21 protein-coding genes and 1 other annotated feature are annotated in these 18,280 nt (G+C 42.2%); all 21 genes read left to right on the top strand.

Annotated features, from left to right (window positions below):
- Nucleotides 1-16: 16 nt before the first annotated feature.
- The 21 genes from sigG (at nucleotide 17) to NSU11_RS07595 (ending at nucleotide 18,192) form a co-directional block, all read left to right on the top strand.
- Entirely contained in the window at nucleotides 17-796 is a 780-nt protein-coding gene (gene sigG, locus NSU11_RS07495; protein WP_024424250.1) for an RNA polymerase sporulation sigma factor SigG, read from the top strand.
- A 150-nt stretch (nucleotides 797-946) separates the two neighbouring features.
- Nucleotides 947-1,885: a sugar-binding transcriptional regulator gene (locus NSU11_RS07500; RefSeq protein ID WP_056766375.1), complete on the top strand. Its 939-nt coding sequence runs from the start codon at nucleotides 947-949 to the stop codon at nucleotides 1,883-1,885.
- 244 nt (nucleotides 1,886-2,129) lie between these two features.
- Nucleotides 2,130-3,374, top strand: coding sequence for an SAF domain-containing protein (locus NSU11_RS07505; RefSeq protein WP_056766377.1), 1,245 nt, complete (start codon nucleotides 2,130-2,132; stop codon nucleotides 3,372-3,374).
- A 12-nt stretch (nucleotides 3,375-3,386) separates the two neighbouring features.
- Complete coding sequence (locus NSU11_RS07510) at nucleotides 3,387-3,818, top strand: transcriptional regulator GutM (RefSeq protein ID WP_024424247.1); 432 nt, start codon at nucleotides 3,387-3,389, stop codon at nucleotides 3,816-3,818.
- 18 nt (nucleotides 3,819-3,836) lie between these two features.
- Entirely contained in the window at nucleotides 3,837-4,367 is a 531-nt protein-coding gene (locus NSU11_RS07515; protein ID WP_024424246.1) for a PTS glucitol/sorbitol transporter subunit IIC, read from the top strand.
- 13 nt (nucleotides 4,368-4,380) lie between these two features.
- Nucleotides 4,381-5,391, top strand: a complete 1,011-nt coding sequence (locus NSU11_RS07520; RefSeq protein WP_024426936.1) for a PTS glucitol/sorbitol transporter subunit IIB — start codon at nucleotides 4,381-4,383, stop codon at nucleotides 5,389-5,391.
- A 26-nt stretch (nucleotides 5,392-5,417) separates the two neighbouring features.
- Nucleotides 5,418-5,774 carry a PTS glucitol/sorbitol transporter subunit IIA gene (locus tag NSU11_RS07525; protein ID WP_007499733.1) on the top strand — a complete coding sequence of 119 codons (357 nt, stop codon included), beginning with the start codon at nucleotides 5,418-5,420 and terminating at the stop codon, nucleotides 5,772-5,774.
- A gap of 130 nt (nucleotides 5,775-5,904) precedes the next feature.
- Nucleotides 5,905-6,681: an ABC transporter ATP-binding protein gene (locus tag NSU11_RS07530; protein ID WP_024424244.1), complete on the top strand. Its 777-nt coding sequence runs from the start codon at nucleotides 5,905-5,907 to the stop codon at nucleotides 6,679-6,681.
- Between the two features lie 79 nt (nucleotides 6,682-6,760).
- Nucleotides 6,761-6,997 carry a YlmC/YmxH family sporulation protein gene (locus NSU11_RS07535; RefSeq protein WP_008344958.1) on the top strand — a complete coding sequence of 79 codons (237 nt, stop codon included), beginning with the start codon at nucleotides 6,761-6,763 and terminating at the stop codon, nucleotides 6,995-6,997.
- 235 nt (nucleotides 6,998-7,232) lie between these two features.
- Nucleotides 7,233-8,072, top strand: coding sequence for a peptidoglycan editing factor PgeF (pgeF, locus tag NSU11_RS07540; protein WP_235183640.1), 840 nt, complete (start codon nucleotides 7,233-7,235; stop codon nucleotides 8,070-8,072).
- Nucleotides 8,073-8,078: 6 nt separating this feature from the next.
- Nucleotides 8,079-8,768 (top strand): YggS family pyridoxal phosphate-dependent enzyme, encoded by a 690-nt coding sequence (locus tag NSU11_RS07545; RefSeq protein ID WP_056766881.1) that lies wholly within the window; start codon nucleotides 8,079-8,081, stop codon nucleotides 8,766-8,768.
- A 1-nt stretch (nucleotide 8,769) separates the two neighbouring features.
- The gene (gene sepF / locus NSU11_RS07550; RefSeq protein ID WP_024424241.1) at nucleotides 8,770-9,228 is read left to right on the top strand and encodes a cell division protein SepF; all 459 of its coding nucleotides are present in this window, start codon (nucleotides 8,770-8,772) and stop codon (nucleotides 9,226-9,228) included.
- 6 nt (nucleotides 9,229-9,234) lie between these two features.
- The gene (locus tag NSU11_RS07555) at nucleotides 9,235-9,516 is read left to right on the top strand and encodes a YggT family protein (protein WP_024424240.1); all 282 of its coding nucleotides are present in this window, start codon (nucleotides 9,235-9,237) and stop codon (nucleotides 9,514-9,516) included.
- Between the two features lie 53 nt (nucleotides 9,517-9,569).
- Nucleotides 9,570-10,346 (top strand): RNA-binding protein, encoded by a 777-nt coding sequence (locus tag NSU11_RS07560; protein ID WP_056766379.1) that lies wholly within the window; start codon nucleotides 9,570-9,572, stop codon nucleotides 10,344-10,346.
- A 26-nt stretch (nucleotides 10,347-10,372) separates the two neighbouring features.
- Nucleotides 10,373-10,867: a DivIVA domain-containing protein gene (locus tag NSU11_RS07565; protein WP_008344947.1), complete on the top strand. Its 495-nt coding sequence runs from the start codon at nucleotides 10,373-10,375 to the stop codon at nucleotides 10,865-10,867.
- A 61-nt stretch (nucleotides 10,868-10,928) separates the two neighbouring features.
- Nucleotides 10,929-11,163, top strand: a binding site (T-box leader).
- A 59-nt stretch (nucleotides 11,164-11,222) separates the two neighbouring features.
- Nucleotides 11,223-13,988 carry an isoleucine--tRNA ligase gene (gene ileS / locus NSU11_RS07570; RefSeq protein WP_056766381.1) on the top strand — a complete coding sequence of 922 codons (2,766 nt, stop codon included), beginning with the start codon at nucleotides 11,223-11,225 and terminating at the stop codon, nucleotides 13,986-13,988.
- Between the two features lie 159 nt (nucleotides 13,989-14,147).
- Nucleotides 14,148-14,522 carry a hypothetical protein gene (locus tag NSU11_RS07575; RefSeq protein WP_024424237.1) on the top strand — a complete coding sequence of 125 codons (375 nt, stop codon included), beginning with the start codon at nucleotides 14,148-14,150 and terminating at the stop codon, nucleotides 14,520-14,522.
- Between the two features lie 94 nt (nucleotides 14,523-14,616).
- On the top strand, nucleotides 14,617-15,084 hold the full coding sequence (gene lspA / locus NSU11_RS07580) for a signal peptidase II (protein WP_024424236.1): 468 nt from the start codon (nucleotides 14,617-14,619) through the stop codon (nucleotides 15,082-15,084).
- Nucleotides 15,081-15,995, top strand: coding sequence for an RluA family pseudouridine synthase (locus NSU11_RS07585; protein ID WP_024426940.1), 915 nt, complete (start codon nucleotides 15,081-15,083; stop codon nucleotides 15,993-15,995). Before lspA ends, NSU11_RS07585 begins: the two co-directional genes overlap by 4 nt.
- 170 nt (nucleotides 15,996-16,165) lie before the next feature.
- On the top strand, nucleotides 16,166-16,708 hold the full coding sequence (gene pyrR / locus NSU11_RS07590) for a bifunctional pyr operon transcriptional regulator/uracil phosphoribosyltransferase PyrR (RefSeq protein WP_024424234.1): 543 nt from the start codon (nucleotides 16,166-16,168) through the stop codon (nucleotides 16,706-16,708).
- Nucleotides 16,709-16,863: 155 nt separating this feature from the next.
- Nucleotides 16,864-18,192: a solute carrier family 23 protein gene (locus NSU11_RS07595; protein ID WP_025092549.1), complete on the top strand. Its 1,329-nt coding sequence runs from the start codon at nucleotides 16,864-16,866 to the stop codon at nucleotides 18,190-18,192.
- The last annotated feature ends 88 nt before the right edge of the window (nucleotides 18,193-18,280 follow it).

Below are 18,280 nucleotides of genomic sequence, written 5' to 3' on the forward strand. Positions count from 1 at the left end.
GTAGGGAGGGAAAAAAGTGTCCAGAAATAAAGTGGAAATCTGCGGAGTCGACACCTCCAAACTGCCTGTTCTGAAAAACGAAGAGATGAGAAAATTGTTCAGACAGCTGCAAGATGAGGGTGACGATACAGCAAGAGAAAAGCTAGTCAATGGCAATTTGCGGTTGGTTTTAAGTGTGATTCAGCGTTTTAACAACAGAGGCGAGTATGTGGATGATCTCTTCCAAGTAGGCTGTATCGGATTAATGAAATCAATTGATAATTTTGATTTAAGCCACAATGTCAGATTTTCAACTTATGCGGTCCCTATGATCATAGGAGAAATCCGTCGATACTTGCGTGATAACAACCCAATTCGGGTGTCTCGTTCACTAAGAGATATTGCCTACAAAGCGCTTCAGGTTCGTGAGAGGCTGATTAGTGAGACAAGCAAGGAGCCAACGGCAGAAGACATTGCCAAAGTGCTGGAAGTGCCTCATGAGGAAATTGTCTTTGCCCTAGATGCGATTCAAGATCCTGTTTCTTTGTTTGAACCGATCTATAATGACGGAGGAGATCCGATTTATGTGATGGATCAAATTAGTGATGATCGGAACAAAGACACACAATGGGTAGAGGAATTGGCCTTAAAAGAGGGAATGCGCAGATTGAATGATCGAGAAAAAATGATTCTCCGCAAACGCTTCTTCCAAGGAAAAACGCAAATGGAAGTCGCTGAAGAGATCGGGATTTCTCAAGCACAAGTCTCAAGACTTGAAAAAGCAGCCATCAAACAAATGAATAAAAACATCTTTTAAAGCCGCCGCTTCATGTGCGGCTTTTTTCATTCTTGGAAAGAGCACGTCTCTAGTATTGACTCTGTTATTTTTTTCATTTAATCTGTTTTTAACAAATGTTATTTTAGATATCATTTGTTAGGGAACACTTAAGCGGAAAGAAGGGTTATTATGACATTCCATGATGAAAGAAGGCTGCTCATTAAGGTTGCGCATATGTATTATGAAGAAGGCGCCACTCAATCTAAAATAGCAGATGCTGTTGGGGTTAGCCGTTCGCTCATATCGAAATATTTGGCAAAAGCACGTGAAGCAGGAATCGTGGAAATCATTATTCATGATGAAATGAATCAACAATATGGATCTTTAGAAAGAAAAATAGAGCGGAAATACGGGCTGCGAGAAGTCGTCTGTGTGGAAACGCTCAGCCAAGAAACAACAAAAAGCCGAATCGGCGCTGCGGCGGCAGGCTTTTTATTAAAAGTCATGAAGGATGGACAAGTCATCGGTTTTTCCTCAGGAACCACTTTGCATGAAATGGCGAAATCGCTTACGTCAATTCAGCACTACCCATCCGTGACATTTGTTCCGCTTGTCGGGGGTGTGGGAAACGAAGATGTTGATATCCATGCCAATTATATTATTGCGAGATGCACAGAGGCACTCAAATCTAAATGTGAGTTTTTACATGTGCCTGTCATGCTTGATACGAAAGAAGCGAAGGATGTACTGATACGGCAGCCGTCAATCAAAAAAGTGATTGAATTAGGAGAATCATCAAATATTGCGGTTGTCGGGATTGGCGGGGTTCCGCAGCATTCAACGATGGTGAAATCTTATATGACAAGCGGTGAGGAGGATATTCTTCAAGCGAAGGATGTAGCGGGTGACATTTGCTATAACTTTATTGATCACCAAGGGGAAGTGTATCCTCACCCATGGAACGACAGGGTAATGGGCATAAGCCCGCAAAAGTTGAAAGAAATCCCGCTAGTCATTGGTGTCGCTGGAGGAGAAGAAAAAGTTGAAGCGATCCGGGCAGCCTTAGAAGGTGGATTAATTCATGTATTAATTACGGATGAACGAACAGGAGATGCCTTATTAAAGTAACTACCTAATATGATTAGGTAGTTTTTTTGAGTCTTTAGACTCAAAAAGATTGAAAATTTTATTGATTTTATCTTGACACAAAGTTGACACATCATATAAACTAAGTTCATAACAAATGATAAATAAAATAACAAATGTTACAAGAAACAGATTTTTGTTAATTTTTATAACATTTGTTAAAAGTTTCAGATTATTTTTCTAGCAATCTACCCGAGAAGCAAGAAAACCTGAAAGGATGATTTAGATGTCAATCTATCAACAGTTGTTAGCTCGAGAACGCAGTGGAGATCCAATCAAAGTAGGAATTATTGGGGCAGGCCAAATGGGCTTTGGACTTATTTCACAAATTTCTAAAATTCCAGGCATGATTGTAGCAGGTGTTTGTGATATTCACCTTAGTGCAGCAGAGAAGGCAGCGAATTTTTACAAGCAGCATGCGAAGCCGCATCAAATGGTCGTCACAAATGATTATAGAGAAGTGATTCAATCAGATTTTGTGGAAGTTGTCGTAGATGCAACAGGAGTGCCAGAGGTCGGAGCAAACATTTCTTTGGAAGCGCTTAATTCAAAGAAACATCTCGTTCTTTTAAATGTAGAAGTTGATATTACCATCGGTTTGGTGATGCATAAATTATTCACAAATGCAGGACTTGTTTATTCTGGATCAGCTGGAGACGAACCGGCAGCAACACTAGAATTATATGAATTTGCAAAAACAATGGGACTTGAAGTGCTCGTTGCTGGGAAAGGCAAGAACAACCCATTCTTCCCAGAAGCAAATCCAGATACGTGTAAAGCAGAAGCAGATAGTAAACATATGAGTGCACATATGCTCGCTGCCTTCCAAGACGGAACAAAAACAATGGCAGAAATGAACTTATTAAGTAACGCGACAGGGCTTTTGCCAGATAAAGTCGGTATGCACGGAGTCGAAGCAAATTTAGAGAATGTAGCAGATAAATTGAATCAAAAACAACAAGGCGGCGTGCTCGATAACTTCGGAGTCGTTGAATATGTAAATGGACTTGCTCCTGGCGTATTCGTTATCGTCAAGAGTGATCTAGAGCCAGTAGATGAAGAGCTTCGTTACTTAAAAGTTGGAAAAGGTCCTCACTACACGCTTTACCGTCCTTTCCACTTAGCGAGTCTTGAAACACCTGTTACCATCGCAAAAGCGGTCTTACAGCATGATTCATCGATCCACCCTATTGGTGTACCAGTGTCAGAAACAGTCGCTGTTGCGAAAAGAGCTATTAAAGCAGGGGAATCACTTGACGGGATTGGCGGATACTCCGTAAGAGGTGTACTTGAAACGCATCAAGACATGAAAACGAACGGTCACATTCCAATTGGTTTAATCAGCGGAAAAGTCGTAGCGAAAAAAGACATCAAATTAGGACAGTTCCTGACTCATGATGATGTAGAGCTTGATTCAAACACAACCGTCTGGAAGCTGCGTTCATTACAAGATCACTTATTTCAATCATAAGGACGTGAAGCTATGGAAAAATTAGCAATCGTACTTTGTATCATTCTCATCGTGCAGTATGGGTTATCTTTTATTCAAATCAAGTATTACCGCAAAAGCATGGACTCACTAATTGATGACTACAGAGGGAAACAAGGCTATCACTTATTTTCAGGAATGGAACGGCGCAAAGTTGGCCCTGGGGCCATTGCGCTCATCATTGTGGATGAATCGTATATCATTCAAAAATGCCATGTGCTTGGCGGCGTGTCGATCTTATCTAAATTTAAAGAAGTCCCTGCATATGAAGGCAAGCATGTAGGGGCTGTGCTGGATGAGCACCACATGATGAAGAAAACGTTGAAAAAGCGTAAAAAGGCGCCAGCTGTCATGCAAGCACTTTCCATGGCGGCTGAGCAGGCACTTGTCTCGATTTCGAAAAAAAATATAACAAATGTGAACTAAAGAAAGGGGAGATGAAACATGGAATGGATTCAATGGTTTGGAGAGCACTTTATCGGAATGTTTGAAGCCGGCGGAAAGCAGTTCATGGGTCTGATTACAGGTATCGTTCCAACGCTTGTTGTGTTACTTACTTTCACTTATGCTGTCATGAAATTTATTGGAGAAGAGCGAGTGAATAGAGCCATTCAGTTTGCAGCGAAATATACCATTTTGCGCTACACGTTAATGCCGATCTTATCTGTTCTTATTTTGACAAACCCAATGGCTTATACGTTTGGCCGCTTCTTACCTGAAAAACAAAAACCAGCATTCTATGATTCAGCTGTTTCATTTGTTCATCCGGTGACATCACTGTTCCCGTATGCCAACGCAGGAGAACTATTTGTCTACTTAGGAATTGCGAACGGGATTAAAGAAGCTGGATATTCAATGTCAGAGCTTGCTGTTCGTTACTTCTTAGTCGGGATCGTCGTCATTTTGCTACGCGGAATCATTACTGAATGGATTACAAAATATTTAGCAGGAAAAATGAAAGCGAATTCACAATAGGGGAGGGTTAGACATGACAAACCACAAAGTATTTGTTGCAAAAGGTGCTGGCGGATGGGGAGAAGGCTTAGAGCTTGAACCAACTGGTAAAAGAAGAAAGGTTGTTTCCATTACAGGGGGAGGCATTCACCCGGTTGCACGTAAAATTGCAGAAATGACAGGGACAGAAGCATGTGATGGCTTTAAAAACTCTATACCAGAAGATGAAATGATGTGTGTTGTCATTGACTGCGGGGGAACAGCGCGAATCGGACTTTATCCAATGAAACGCATTCCAACTGTAGACGTTTTGGCATCCTCTCCTTCTGGGCCGCTTGCTAAACATATTACAGAAGATATCTTCGTATCAGGCGTAACAGAAAAAGATATTTCCTATGCAGAAGCATCTGATGGTGAGGCGAAAGCAGAAGGTCAGGAAAACAGTGAGTCGATTGATAAAGAGAATTTCAAAGAAACGTATGCAAAGCTGAAAGAGGAAAATATTGAGCGGCAGGAAAAAGGCAATTTCCTGATGAGATTCTCACGCGGAATCGGGAAAGTCACCGGTACGTTCTACCAGGCTGGCCGTGATTCTGTTGATATGCTTTTGAAAAACATTATTCCATTCATGGCATTTGTCAGTATGTTAATTGGAATTATCAATTATACAAAAATCGGTGATCTGATTGCCCATTTTCTATCACCTTTGGCAGGATCTCTTTGGGGGCTCTTACTGCTTGTTGTGGTCTGTACACTGCCGTTCCTATCACCTGTCTTAGGACCTGGAGCAGTCATTGCCCAAGTCATCGGTGTTCTGATTGGTAGTCAAATTGCACTAGGAAACATTCCGCCTCAATTTGCACTTCCAGCACTATTTGCCATTAACGGTCAAGTAGGGTGTGATTTTATTCCAGTGGGGCTGTCACTTGGTGAAGCGAAGCCGGAAACGGTACAATATGGGGTACCAGCTGTTTTGTATAGCCGTCTTATTACAGGGGTTCTATCTGTTGTGATCGCATACGTTGCCAGCTTCGGTATGTATTAAACGTATTAAAGGAGGAATCGAGATACATGGTAACACAATCTGTCGTAAAAGAAATTGGGATCTTAGTCCCGCAATTTAAAGAAGATAAGCTGATTGTTTTATTTGGACCCGCAGCGCCGCAGGAATTAAGAGATATGTCTGTCATTCATGAGTTCGAACATCTAGAAGAAGAGCCGCTGAAGCTAGGCGGAACCATTCAAGTGGGCGATCAAACGTACACGATCACAGCCCTAGGCAATAAAGCAAATGACAACTTTAAAGAGCTCGGCCATATTTCGATCTACTTCCAAGAGCCGTTTGATGATGTATTACCAGGAGCTGTATTTGCATCCCCGCACACGTTTCCTGATATAAAAGAAGGCGTACGAATTGAAATTTCGTAACCTTGTAAAAAAAGCTGTTCCTAAATTGGAACAGCTTTTTTATATGAGGTTTACCAGAAAGAGCATTTACGATATGCTGTAAACATTCATTATTTGTATATTCAGAATTTTTACTCAGGAGGAAGTTATGGTGTCACTTGAATTGAAGAATGTTTCATTAAAAAGAAATGGGAAATGGCTGCTGCAGTCTGTTGACTGGCAGGTAAATAAGCAGGAACACTGGGTGCTTTACGGTTTAAATGGTGCGGGAAAAACCGCTTTATTAAATATGCTCTGCTCCTATTATTTCCCCACCTCAGGCGAGATGACAGTGCTGGGGCATGTCTTTGGCAAGGAAGCTCTTGGTGAAAAGCTCAGGAGGAAAATTGGTCTCATCTCAGCGGGACTTGAAAAGAAATTGCACAGAGACGACAATGCTTTTGAAATTGTTTTAAGCGGCGCATTTGCTTCTATCGGGCTTTATGAGACCCCGACAGATGAAATGAGAGAGAAAGCCATTGATCTATTAAAAGCGTTTGGTTCATTCAAATATGCCAACAGAACATATGAAACCCTCTCACAGGGAGAGAAGCAAAAAGTCTTGATTGCGAGGGCTTTAATGAATGATCCGCAGCTCTTGATTTTAGATGAACCTGTGACGGGTCTTGATTTTTTAGCAAGAGAGCAAGTGCTGGAGACCATCTCATTTATTGCAGCTAAGCCTGATGCGCCTACTTTGCTCTATACGACCCATCATGCAGAGGAGATTCTGCCTGTTTTTCAGCATACCTTATTATTAAAAAATGGATCGGTTTTTGATCAAGGAGAAACAAAAGAGATGATGACAAGCGGCCTGCTTTCTTCTTTTTTTGAATGTCCGGTAGATGTCATGTGGAGAAATGGCCGTCCGCATTTAAGCAAATTGTAGATAAAAGAAACTATTGGTCTGCTTCCCTGCTTTTCCATCATACATATTATAGTAGAAAACGAAAGGCGGGGAAGGACAGATGATCAGTATTTCTGAATTCCAAATCAAGGATGTCGTCGATGTATCCAGCGGGAAAAAATTAGGTACCATTGGGGACATTGATATTAATGTCACAAGCGGCAAAATCCAAGCGATTATTATTGGCGGTACAGGTAAAATGATGGGATTTTTCGGAAAAGAAGAGGAAATGATTGTCCCATGGCGAAATATAGTAAAAATTGGCGAAGATGTGATACTTGTCCGCTTGTCTTCTTAATTCGTATAATTCCTCAATGAATCATTCAATTTTTCCTTAAAACAAACTCTTCATTCTTAGCAAACAATGTCTTTTTCGGGTAAAAAGATTACGTTTTCATATCAATTTGTAAAAAAAACTGCAGAAAGGGCACATTTGAGTGTAATATTTAATGAATCCCACTAACTGTCTATGCATGTCTTGTGGTAAAATAGGAGCGAAATAAAGAGAGATGAATGAAAGGTGGGAGGCAGCTTTGACATACAAATATGACCCCTTTCAGCAGAAATCACCATATGCAATGACCATTCATGATTGGACGAACATGACATGTTCTGGTAAAGAGGTATTGGCCGGGTTTACCACAAAAAACGGCGGCTTCAGCCTACCTCCATATCAATCATTGAACACTGGACTCCATGTAGGAGATGATGCTTCTAGTGTTCAAATGAATCGTCAAGTCATAGCAGATGCTGCTGCTGTGCCGCTCTCTGATTGGGTGTTTGCAGACCAAACACACGAGGATCGCATCCTGAAAGTCACCAAGGAGCAAAGAGGAAGAGGAAGTCTTCATTATCATGAGGCACTGCCTGGTACAGACGGTTTATATACGTCTGAGACGAACATGATGCTCGCTCTTTGTTTCGCTGATTGTGTTCCGCTTTATTTTCTAGCTCCGGAAAACGGATTAATTGGAACGGCTCATGCCGGCTGGAAAGGAACCGTCAAGCAAATTGGTGCAAAGATGGTTGATGTATGGGTCAGCCAAGAAGATGCCAAGGCCGATCATATTCAAGTCGTCATTGGACCATCCATTGGCAGCTGCTGCTACATAGTCGATGACGCAGTCATGGATCAAGTGAAACAGCTTCCTTTTTCAACAGAGGATGTGTATTCCGAGATTTCACCAGGACAATATAAAATTGATTTGAAAACATTAAACAAAAACGTATTGCTTCATGCAGGAATAAAGGAAGAAAACATACATGTCAGTTCGATGTGCACAAGCTGCAATGATCAGCTTTTCTTCTCACACCGGCGTGATCAAGGGAAAACAGGACGTATGATGTCTTTTGTCGGGTTTAAGGAGGCATAAGTGCAATTGAATGTACGAGAGAATCTCAGACAAATAAATGAACAAATAAACGAAGCATGTAAAAGAGCCGGTAGACAACCAGCAGATGTATCGGTCGTCGCTGTGACAAAGTATGTCTCAATTGAACGAGCACAAGAAGCTAAAGAAGCAGGAATTATGCACTTTGGTGAAAATCGTGACCAAGGGTTACTTGAAAAGCAGGCGGCCATAACCGATGAAAACATTAGCTGGCACTTCATCGGCAGTTTACAAACACGAAAAGTGAAATCTGTCATTCAGTCAATTGACTACTTACATTCGCTCGACAGGATGTCTCTTGCGAATGAAATTGAAAAAAGAGCGGATCACACAGTTCGCTGTTTTGTACAAGTGAACACATCACTTGAGGAGTCAAAACACGGCTTGAAAAGTGAAGAAGTCATTCCATTTGTAAAGCAGCTGGCAGATTTCAAACACATTGAAGTGGCTGGACTGATGACGATGGCTCCATTTACAGATGATCACACTGTGATTCGCAACTGTTTTAAAACATTAAAAAATCTTCGAGAAGAAGTAAAACATCTTAACCAAGTAAATGCACCTTGTCAGCATTTATCGATGGGCATGTCAAATGATTTTGAAATCGCAATTGAAGAAGGTGCGACATTCGTTCGGATTGGCTCTTCACTTGTTGGAAATGAAACAGGAGGTGCGTGACATGAGCATAAAAAATAAGTTTAAAAGCTTTTTCACTCTCGACGATGAAGAGTATGAGTACGAATATATTGATGAAGAAAGAGAACCCGTTCAAGAAGAAAAAGGAACGAAGGACAAAGCAGCATTTCAAGATCGCCCGCAGACAGGAAAACAAAATGTCGTCAGCTTGCAAAGCGTGCAAAAATCCTCTAAAGTGGTGTTAAGTGAGCCGCGTGTTTATGCAGAGGCGCAGGAGATTGCAGACCATATTAAAAACAGACGTGCAGTCGTCGTGAATTTGCAGCGCATTCAGCATGATCAAGCAAAGCGAATCATTGACTTCTTAAGCGGAACCGTTTATGCAATCGGTGGAGACATCCAGCGTATTGGCTCGAATATATTCCTCTGCACACCTGATAATGTAGATGTATCTGGTACAATATCAGAGCTATTGACAGAGGAAGAACCTCAGAGGTGGTAAATCATAGTGATTCTAAATTTCATTTTTAATATTTTAGGAACGGTATTAACGATTTACTCATTCGCGATTATTATTTACATCTTTATGTCATGGGTGCCATCTGCAAGAGAAACTGTGTTTGGCCGTTTTCTGACAAATATTTGCGAACCGTATTTAGAACCATTTCGTAAAATTATTCCGCCAATCGGCATGATTGACATCTCGCCGATTGTGGCATTGCTTGTGATTCGTTTTGCATCATCATATGGACTAACTGGTCTTTACAATATGATTGTGCGCTTCATGTAAACAGGCTGCCGGGCTTGGCACTGCCAGGCTCTTTTACATAAGAGGGGAACAAAATGAGCGATATCTATCAGCATTTTAGAAAAGACGAACAGCCATTTGTCGACCAAGTGTTAGGCTGGAAAAAAATCGCACTCGACCAATATCGAATGAAATTAACAGATTTCCTTGATCCGCGTGAGCAATTTATTACTGAGTCGGTCATCCAGCATGGCGAAGAACTTGGGATCATGTTTTTTGGCGGGTATGAGGGAGCGGAGCGCAAAAGAGCCCTCATTTATCCTGATTATTTAGAACCTTCTATTCAAGATGTTGAGCTGTCATATTTTCAGGTGAACTATGCGAAAAAGTTTATTTCTTTAGAACACCCGAAGCTTCTCGGCTCATTGATTGGGACAGGCTTGAAGCGTCAAAAATTCGGAGATCTATTATTTTCAGAGGAAGATGTGCAGTTTATTTGTACAAGTGATGTCGCCGATTTTGTGCGGGCGCAGCTGACTCATGTCGGCAGAGCAGCCGTTTCATTAGAGGAAATCACGCAGGCAGAAATAAAGCCAGTGATCATGAAGACTGATATCAAAGAAGATACCATTTCTTCACTTCGGCTTGATGCTGTATGTGCTGCTGTCAGCCGTCAGTCTCGGCAAAAAGCACAGCTTTTAGTCAAAAATGGGCTTGTCAAAGTCAATTGGAAAGTCACAGAGGACCCTTCTTTTACAATCGGTGAAGGCGATCAGCTCTCTGTTCGGGGATTTGGCCGCTTTAGCCTCAAAACGATTGATGGGAAGACCAAAAAAGATAAATTCAAAGTAACATTTGAGCTTCTGACATAACGAACTTGAATCTGGAGGTGGCGAGGTTGCCATTAACACCTAATGATATTCATAATAAAACGTTCACAAAAAGCTTTCGCGGCTATGATGAAGATGAAGTAAACGAGTTTTTAAGCCAAGTACGTAAAGACTATGAGATCGTACTTCGTAAAAAGAATGAGCTTGAAGACAAAGTAAACGAGCTTGACGAAAGACTAGGTCATTTTGCAACAATTGAAGAGACATTAAACAAATCGATTCTTGTGGCGCAGGAAGCAGCAGAAGACGTAAAGCGCCATTCTGATAAAGAAGCAAAATTGATTATTCGTGAAGCAGAGAAAAATGCAGACCGTATTATCAACGAAGCGCTGTCAAAATCAAGAAAAATTGCAATGGAAATCGAAGAGCTGAAGAAACAGTCGAAGGTCTTTAGAACTCGTTTCCAAATGCTCATCGAAGCACAGCTTGATCTTCTGAAAAATGACGATTGGGATCATTTACTGGAATATGAAGTAGACGCTGTCTTTGACGAAAAAGAATAAGCGCATCATCTTGACATGACGTGCTCATGTTGCATATAATACCATCATAAATTAACAAGAGATAAACGTTTGAAAGGGACACTCGCAGCTGTCATATGCGTAATAAAGCGAATCAGGGATGGTGGAAGCCTGACATTACGAGACGCTGCAATGAGATCACCCCTTTAGTTCCTTTTCTGAAAAAAACAGTAAGAAAAGGCGTCTGATCACGTTACGATTTTAGAGTGGATAAGCGGCTCTTTCATATCGCTTGTCTAAAAGGGTGGTACCGCGAGACAAGCCTTCTCGTCCCTTATGGGATGAGAGGGCTTTTTTTATTGTTTTTTAATCAGAATTTGCATGTGGAGGAATGGGTATGAACTACAAAGACACCTTATTAATGCCGAAAACAGAATTCCCGATGAGAGGGAACTTGCCGAACAAAGAGCCTGAAATCCAAGAGGAGTGGGCAGAGAAAGACATCTATCAAATGGTTTTAGAGCGGACTAAAGGACGCCCGACGTTTATTTTGCATGATGGACCTCCATATGCGAATGGTGACATTCATATGGGGCATGCACTTAATAAAATCCTAAAAGATTTTATCGTCCGATTTAAATCAATGAACGGGTATCATGCACCGTATGTTCCGGGCTGGGATACACACGGGCTGCCAATTGAAACAGCTCTTACTAAAAATAAAAAAGTCAAACGCAAAGAAATGTCTACAGCAGAATTCCGCAAACTATGCGAGGAGTATGCTTGGAAGCAAATTGAAGGTCAGCGCAGCCAGTTTAAGCGATTAGGCGTTAGAGCAGACTGGGACAATCCATATGTCACATTAAAGCCTGAATACGAAGCTCAGCAAATCCTTGTCTTTGGTGAAATGGCGAAGAGAGGCTATATCTATAAAGGATTAAAGCCTGTTAACTGGTCTCCTTCAAGTGAATCAGCCCTCGCTGAAGCGGAAATTGAATATAAAGACAAACGTTCACCATCGATTTACGTTTCGTTTAAAGTAAAAGATGGCAAAGGCGTTCTTGAAAACGGCGAACAATTCATTATCTGGACAACAACACCTTGGACGCTTCCTGCAAACCTTGGCATTTGTGTTCATCCAAACTTAGAGTACAGTGTTCTTCAAGTCGGTGCTGAGCGTTATGTCGTTGCATCTGAACTGGTTGAACAAGTAGTAAAAACACTCGGCTTTGAAGAATACGAAGTTGTGAAAACATTAAAAGGTAAAGAATTAGATAAAATCGTTGCAGCACATCCAATTTACGATAGAGATTCTCTTGTGATGCTTGGCGATCACGTGACAACTGATGCGGGAACTGGCTGTGTTCACACAGCACCAGGCCACGGGGAAGATGACTTTATTGTCGGTATGAAATACGGTCTTGATGTGCTCTGTCCAGTAGATGAAAAAGGTGTGATGACAGATGAGGCGCCTGGTTTTGAAGGACTATTCTACGAGGATGCCAATAAAGCCATCACAGAACAGCTTGAAGCAAAAGGTGCGCTGAAAAAGCTCGACTTTATCACGCACTCCTACCCGCATGACTGGAGAACGAAAAAACCAACGATTTATCGTGCGACAGCTCAGTGGTTTGCATCCATTAAAGATTTTAGAGAAGCGTTATTAGACAATATTAAAGAAACGAAATGGGTTCCAGCATGGGGAGAAACACGCCTGTTCAATATGGTGCGTGACAGAGGTGACTGGTGTATTTCAAGACAGCGTGTATGGGGCGTTCCAATTCCGGTCTTTTATGCGGAAAATGGTGAGCCGATCATCACGGACGAAACCATTCAGCATGTATCTCAATTATTTAGAGAGCATGGCTCGAATATTTGGTTTGAAAAAGAAGCAAAAGAGCTATTGCCAGAAGGCTTTACACATCCAGGCAGCCCGAATGGTGAATTCACAAAAGAGCAGGATATCATGGATGTATGGTTTGATTCCGGTTCTTCTCACCAAGCCGTTTTAGAAGAAAGAGACGACCTAGTCCGTCCGGCAGATCTTTACCTTGAAGGCTCTGACCAATATCGCGGCTGGTTTAACTCCTCATTATCAACAGCAGTTGCTGTCACTGGAAAAGCACCTTATAAAGGTGTCCTAAGCCATGGCTTTACGCTTGATAAAGAAGGACGTAAGATGAGTAAATCATTAGGCAATACGATTGATCCAACGAAGGTTGCGAAGCAGCTTGGTGCAGAGATTCTAAGACTTTGGGTATCTTCAGTCAACTATCAAGCCGATCATCCAGTATCTGATGATATTTTGAAACAAGTAGCAGAAGTCTATCGTAAAATCCGTAACACCTTCCGCTTCCTGCATGGAAACCTATTTGACTTTGACCCAGCAGTTAATGCCGTGCCGGTAGAAGAGCTTCGCGAAGTGGATCAATACATCATGATCAAATTAAACAAATTGATTGATAAAGTGAAAAAAGCTTATGATGATTACGAATTTGCGGTCGTGTATCATGCGATTCACAATTTCTGTACGATTGAGCTCAGCTCTTTCTATCTTGATTTTGCAAAGGATGTCGTCTACATTGAGCATGCGGATCATCCAGACCGCCGCAGCATGCAGACGGTCTTCTACGAAACATTAATGGCTTTAGTGAAGCTGACTGCACCAATTCTTCCGCATACCGCAGATGAATTATGGAGCCACTTAAGCTTTGTTGAAGAGCCAAGTGTTCAGTTAACAGATATGCCAGAAGGTGCGCTAGTTCCTCAAGCTGAAGCGACAGAAGCGAAATTTGACCGCTTTATGGAAGTACGTGACGATGTGCTAAAAGCGCTGGAGATTGCGCGTAACGAGAAAGTCATCGGACGTTCACTTGAAGCAAGTGTGACGCTTTATGCGACAGATGAAGTGAAAAACCTTCTTGCATCCATTAAAGAAGATGTGAAGCAGCTCTTTATCATCTCTGAATTAACGGTAGAAGATGAGCAGCTTGCAGATACATCAGCGCCTGAATATGCATCAGGACGAATTGTGGTTCAAAAAGCAGAAGGAGAACTGTGCGAACGTTCCCGCATTATTTCAAAAGACGTTGGTGCAAATCCGAAATACCCAACATTGTCGCTGAAAAATGCTGAAATCGTGGAGAAATATTACCAAAATTAACAATGCGATATCACAAGCTGGCGCCCCGTCATATGCGGGGCGTTTTCTTTTATGAGAAAATGACAGCCTTTAGAACGAAAGGAAAAATCTTATGGCTTTAAAGTGACCAGGCGGGGCAACAATATGATTATCACGACAGGCAGGAGTTGAAATAGCGACATGAATGGCGATCTAGAGACGATTTACACGGAACTCCTTCAAATGAAAGAAGAGCTGCAATCTAAACTGTTTGAATACGCATCATTTCGTTCACCCGCTGAGCATGTCACATTGAATGAGGTCAAAACGACCACGCTTCTTTATCACATCAAAGAAGAGCTGCAAGATGTGTCTCTCGCTATTGCAAAAATCGAACAAGGAACCTATGGCATATGTGAGGCAACAGGAGATGTGATTCCGCTTGAACAAATGAGTATTCTTCCTACCGCCCGCACGGCTGACGACTTTTTATATCATAAGCAATACGAGAAAAAAGCATTCACTCCTTATCCTTACGAATCAAATGATTCTCATTTTGAAGCCTTCCACATGTAGGGAGGTTTTTGTCTGTCAACTAAAGTTTCTTTACTCCTTCCTGTTTTCTTGATAAAATGCTTAAAGATCAAAGTATGAAGATGGAGGAACGTGTGTGTTCTATTACATAATCGCATTCGTTATCATTTGTTTAGACCAATTAACAAAATGGCTCATTGTCAAAAATATGATGCTCGGTGATTCTGTTCCAGTCATTGATGGATTCTTTTATATCACGTCTCACCGAAATTCAGGAGCCGCATGGGGAATTCTCCAAGGGCAAATGTGGTTTTTCTATGTGATCACACTCGTTGTTATTGCGGGAATTGTTTATTACTTACAAAAACATGGACAAAAGGACAAGCTGCTGGGAGTAGCGCTGGCCTTAATGCTTGGCGGAGCGATCGGAAACTTTATCGACCGTATTTTCCGTCAGGAAGTGGTTGATTTTGCTCATTTCGTATTTGGGGATTATCACTACCCAATCTTTAATATTGCAGATTCTTCTCTCTGTGTAGGGGTTATTCTGCTCTTCATTCAAATGCTGTTAGATGGAAAGAAAAATAAGGAGTCAACTACATGAATCAAGTAAATATTGCCGTTTCAGAAGAACAAACGAGTGAACGGCTAGATAAATTTCTAAGCACGACAGAACCAGAATGGTCAAGAACCCAAGTCCAGCAATGGGTAAAAGATGGGCTGATCGAAGTAAACGGGAAACAAGTAAAGGCCAATTACAAAGTACAAGCTGGAGATCAAATCAAAGTGGAGATTCCAGATCCGGAAGCCCTTGATGTAGAAGCTGAACCAATGGATCTTGATATTTATTATGAGGATGCAGATGTGTTAGTCGTAAATAAACCACGAGGAATGGTCGTTCATCCAGCGCCGGGTCATGTGTCAGGAACACTTGTAAATGGCCTGATGGCACATTGCAAAGACTTATCAGGGATTAACGGTGTGATGCGTCCTGGAATTGTCCACCGAATTGATAAAGATACGTCTGGGCTGTTAATGGTCGCTAAAAACGATATGGCACATGAGTCACTCGTCAATCAGCTGGTGGCTAAAACTGTCACAAGAAAGTATACGGCTGTTGTCCACGGTATTATCCAGCATGATACAGGCACAATTGATGCACCAATTGGCAGAGACAAAAAAGACCGCCAAAGCATGACGGTCACAAAAGAAAATGCAAAACAAGCCGTTACTCACTTTGATGTGATTGAACGCTTTAAAGACTTCACAGTTGTCGAATGCCGCCTTGAAACAGGAAGAACACACCAAATTCGTGTTCATATGAAATATATCGGCTACCCTCTTGCAGGAGATCCGAAATATGGGCCGAGAAAAACAGTCGATTTTAATGGACAGCTGCTGCATGCAGGTGTTTTAGGATTTGATCATCCTAGAACAGGAGAATATATCGAGTTCACAGCACCAATTCCAGCTGATATGCAAGCCTTTATCGATTCATTAAGAAATAACGATTGACAGGCCGTTCTTTTTTTGAAATAATAAACGAAGAAATTGAGATTCTTTAAAACAGTCCAGAGAGGCTGAGAAGGATAACGGATCAATTTGTGCACGCATATGCACAAATGAACGCCCCTCTCTGCCCTTTGCAGAAGGGGCTTTTTATTTGTCAAAAAGAGGTGTAAAAGATGGAACAAAAAGCAGTCATTCTTGATGAACAAGCGATCAGACGAGCGCTTACCCGAATTGCACATGAAATGATTGAGCGCAACAAAGGGATGAAGGATGTCATCCTTGCCGGGATCAAGACAAGAGGCATACATCTTGCAAAGCGCCTTGCAGAGCGCATCGAGCAAATTGAAGGGAATCCAGTCACTGTAGGTGAACTTGATATTACGCTATACCGTGATGACCTGACAAAAAAGACAGACAACCAAGACCCGCTTGTAAAGGGTGCAGACATACCAGCTGACATTAATGACAAAACACTTATTGTTGTTGACGATGTCCTGTTTACAGGCAGAACCGTCAGAGCAGCTATGGATGCCCTTGTGGATGTAGGAAGACCATCTTCCATTCAGCTGGCTGTGCTCGTTGACCGGGGACACCGGGAGCTGCCGATCCGAGCGGATTATATCGGGAAAAACATTCCGACTTCAAAAGCAGAGACAGTCATGGTTCAGCTCAATGAAGTAGATCAAAACGACCTTGTCGCTATATATGAAAAATAACCTTTTTAAATGCATTCCAGAGAGTTTGCAAAGAGGGCAATAACAGAGAAACCGAGCACACGGCCAACATGACGTGTCCGGTTTATCTAGGCCTCTTTGCGCATACTCGCAAAGAGGCTTTTTTAATGAAAAAGGACACATCTAGGAGGAAAATCATGAGTCAGCAAAAAGCCAATTTAGGCATTCGAGATATCCCAAAACCATTCACATGGCTGTCACTTAGCCTGCAGCATTTGTTTGCGATGTTTGGTGCGACCATTCTTGTACCAAAAATCATTGATATGAGTCCAGCCGTCGCGCTCATCTCAAGCGGAGTGGGAACGATTGTTTACTTAATCATCACAAGAGGACAAATTCCGGCGTATCTTGGATCGTCCTTTGCCTTCATCGCCCCCATACTGAATGTGAAAGCAACGGGCGGCCCTGGAGCCGCAATGGTTGGCGCCTTCATGGCGGGTGTCGCTTATGCACTCATCGCCCTATTCATTAAATGGCTCGGCACAGGCTGGCTGATGAAGCTTCTGCCGCCGGTGGTCGTAGGACCAGTCATTATGGTCATCGGACTCGGACTCGCTGGAACAGCAGTCAACATGGCGATGTATGTTGATCCAAATGCAACCGAGCTTGTTTACAGCCTCAAGCACTTAATGGTCGCTGGCTTCACACTGGCTGTCACCATTATCAGTATGATTTTCCTAAGAGGATTCCTTAGCTTAATCCCAGTATTAATCGGCATCATCAGCGGCTATCTCTTTGCCTTAACACAAGGCATCGTGAACTTCCAGCCGGTCATTGACGCAAAATGGTTTGCTGTACCAGACTTCGTTGTGCCATTTGTCGACTATACACCTGCTGTGACCTTAAGCATTCTCACAGTGATGGTGCCGGTAGCCTTTGTCACAATGTCTGAGCATATCGGCCACCAAGTGGTGTTAAGTAAGGTCGTAGGACAAGATTTCATTAAAAAACCAGGTCTTCACCGTTCCATTTTAGGAGACAGTGCGGCGACGATCTTCGCTTCACTTATTGGCGGACCACCAACAACAACTTATGGAGAGAACATTGGCGTACTAGCCATCACAAGAGTGTTCAGTATCTTCGTCATCGGCGGAGCAGCCGTGTTTGCGATCTGCTTCGGTTTTGTAGGAAAAATTTCAGCATTAATCAGTACAGTGCCGTCCGCGGTGATGGGAGGCGTTTCGTTCCTGCTCTTTGGAATCATTGCTTCAAGCGGCCTGAGAATTCTGATTGATCATAAAGTGAATTTTGAAGAAAAGCGTAATCTCATTATCGCATCAGTCATCCTAGTCATTGGGATTGGCGGGGCATTCATTGAGGTGAAACAAATCAATCTCACCCTATCTGGAATGGCACTTGCTGCGATTACGGGTGTCCTGTTAAATCTGATCCTGCCGCATCAAAAAGCAGAAGATGACAACTCAAATGAATCAAATACAGAAAACCTTTTAAAAGAAGTCCAGTGAGGCTGACAAGGGTTCTAAATGGAGCAGAATGCACAAAAGTGCCGCTGCTTCTTTTGGAGAACCCTAAGCTGCCGAGGCTTAGGGTTTT

It is taken from the genome of Bacillus sp. FSL R5-0712 (genome assembly GCF_038593285.1).
Classification (GTDB): Bacteria; Bacillota; Bacilli; order Bacillales; family Bacillaceae; genus Bacillus; species Bacillus safensis.

Bases quoted from the DNA above. Each gene is read 5' to 3' on its own strand.
- NSU11_RS07535 (WP_008344958.1), top strand. From the start codon at position 6,761: ATGATCAGTATTTCTGAATTCCAAATCAAGGATGTCGTCGATGTATCC.
- NSU11_RS07515 (WP_024424246.1), top strand. From the start codon at position 3,837: ATGGAATGGATTCAATGGTTTGGAGAGCACTTTATCGGAATGTTTGAA.
- NSU11_RS07505 (WP_056766377.1), top strand. From the start codon at position 2,130: ATGTCAATCTATCAACAGTTGTTAGCTCGAGAACGCAGTGGAGATCCA.
- NSU11_RS07560 (WP_056766379.1), top strand. From the start codon at position 9,570: ATGAGCGATATCTATCAGCATTTTAGAAAAGACGAACAGCCATTTGTC.
- NSU11_RS07585 (WP_024426940.1), top strand. From the start codon at position 15,081: ATGAATCAAGTAAATATTGCCGTTTCAGAAGAACAAACGAGTGAACGG.
- NSU11_RS07520 (WP_024426936.1), top strand. From the start codon at position 4,381: ATGACAAACCACAAAGTATTTGTTGCAAAAGGTGCTGGCGGATGGGGA.
- NSU11_RS07500 (WP_056766375.1), top strand. From the start codon at position 947: ATGACATTCCATGATGAAAGAAGGCTGCTCATTAAGGTTGCGCATATG.
- ileS (WP_056766381.1), top strand. From the start codon at position 11,223: ATGAACTACAAAGACACCTTATTAATGCCGAAAACAGAATTCCCGATG.
- NSU11_RS07575 (WP_024424237.1), top strand. From the start codon at position 14,148: ATGAATGGCGATCTAGAGACGATTTACACGGAACTCCTTCAAATGAAA.
- NSU11_RS07525 (WP_007499733.1), top strand. From the start codon at position 5,418: ATGGTAACACAATCTGTCGTAAAAGAAATTGGGATCTTAGTCCCGCAA.
- NSU11_RS07510 (WP_024424247.1), top strand. From the start codon at position 3,387: ATGGAAAAATTAGCAATCGTACTTTGTATCATTCTCATCGTGCAGTAT.
- pyrR (WP_024424234.1), top strand. From the start codon at position 16,166: ATGGAACAAAAAGCAGTCATTCTTGATGAACAAGCGATCAGACGAGCG.
- sepF (WP_024424241.1), top strand. From the start codon at position 8,770: ATGAGCATAAAAAATAAGTTTAAAAGCTTTTTCACTCTCGACGATGAA.
- NSU11_RS07595 (WP_025092549.1), top strand. From the start codon at position 16,864: ATGAGTCAGCAAAAAGCCAATTTAGGCATTCGAGATATCCCAAAACCA.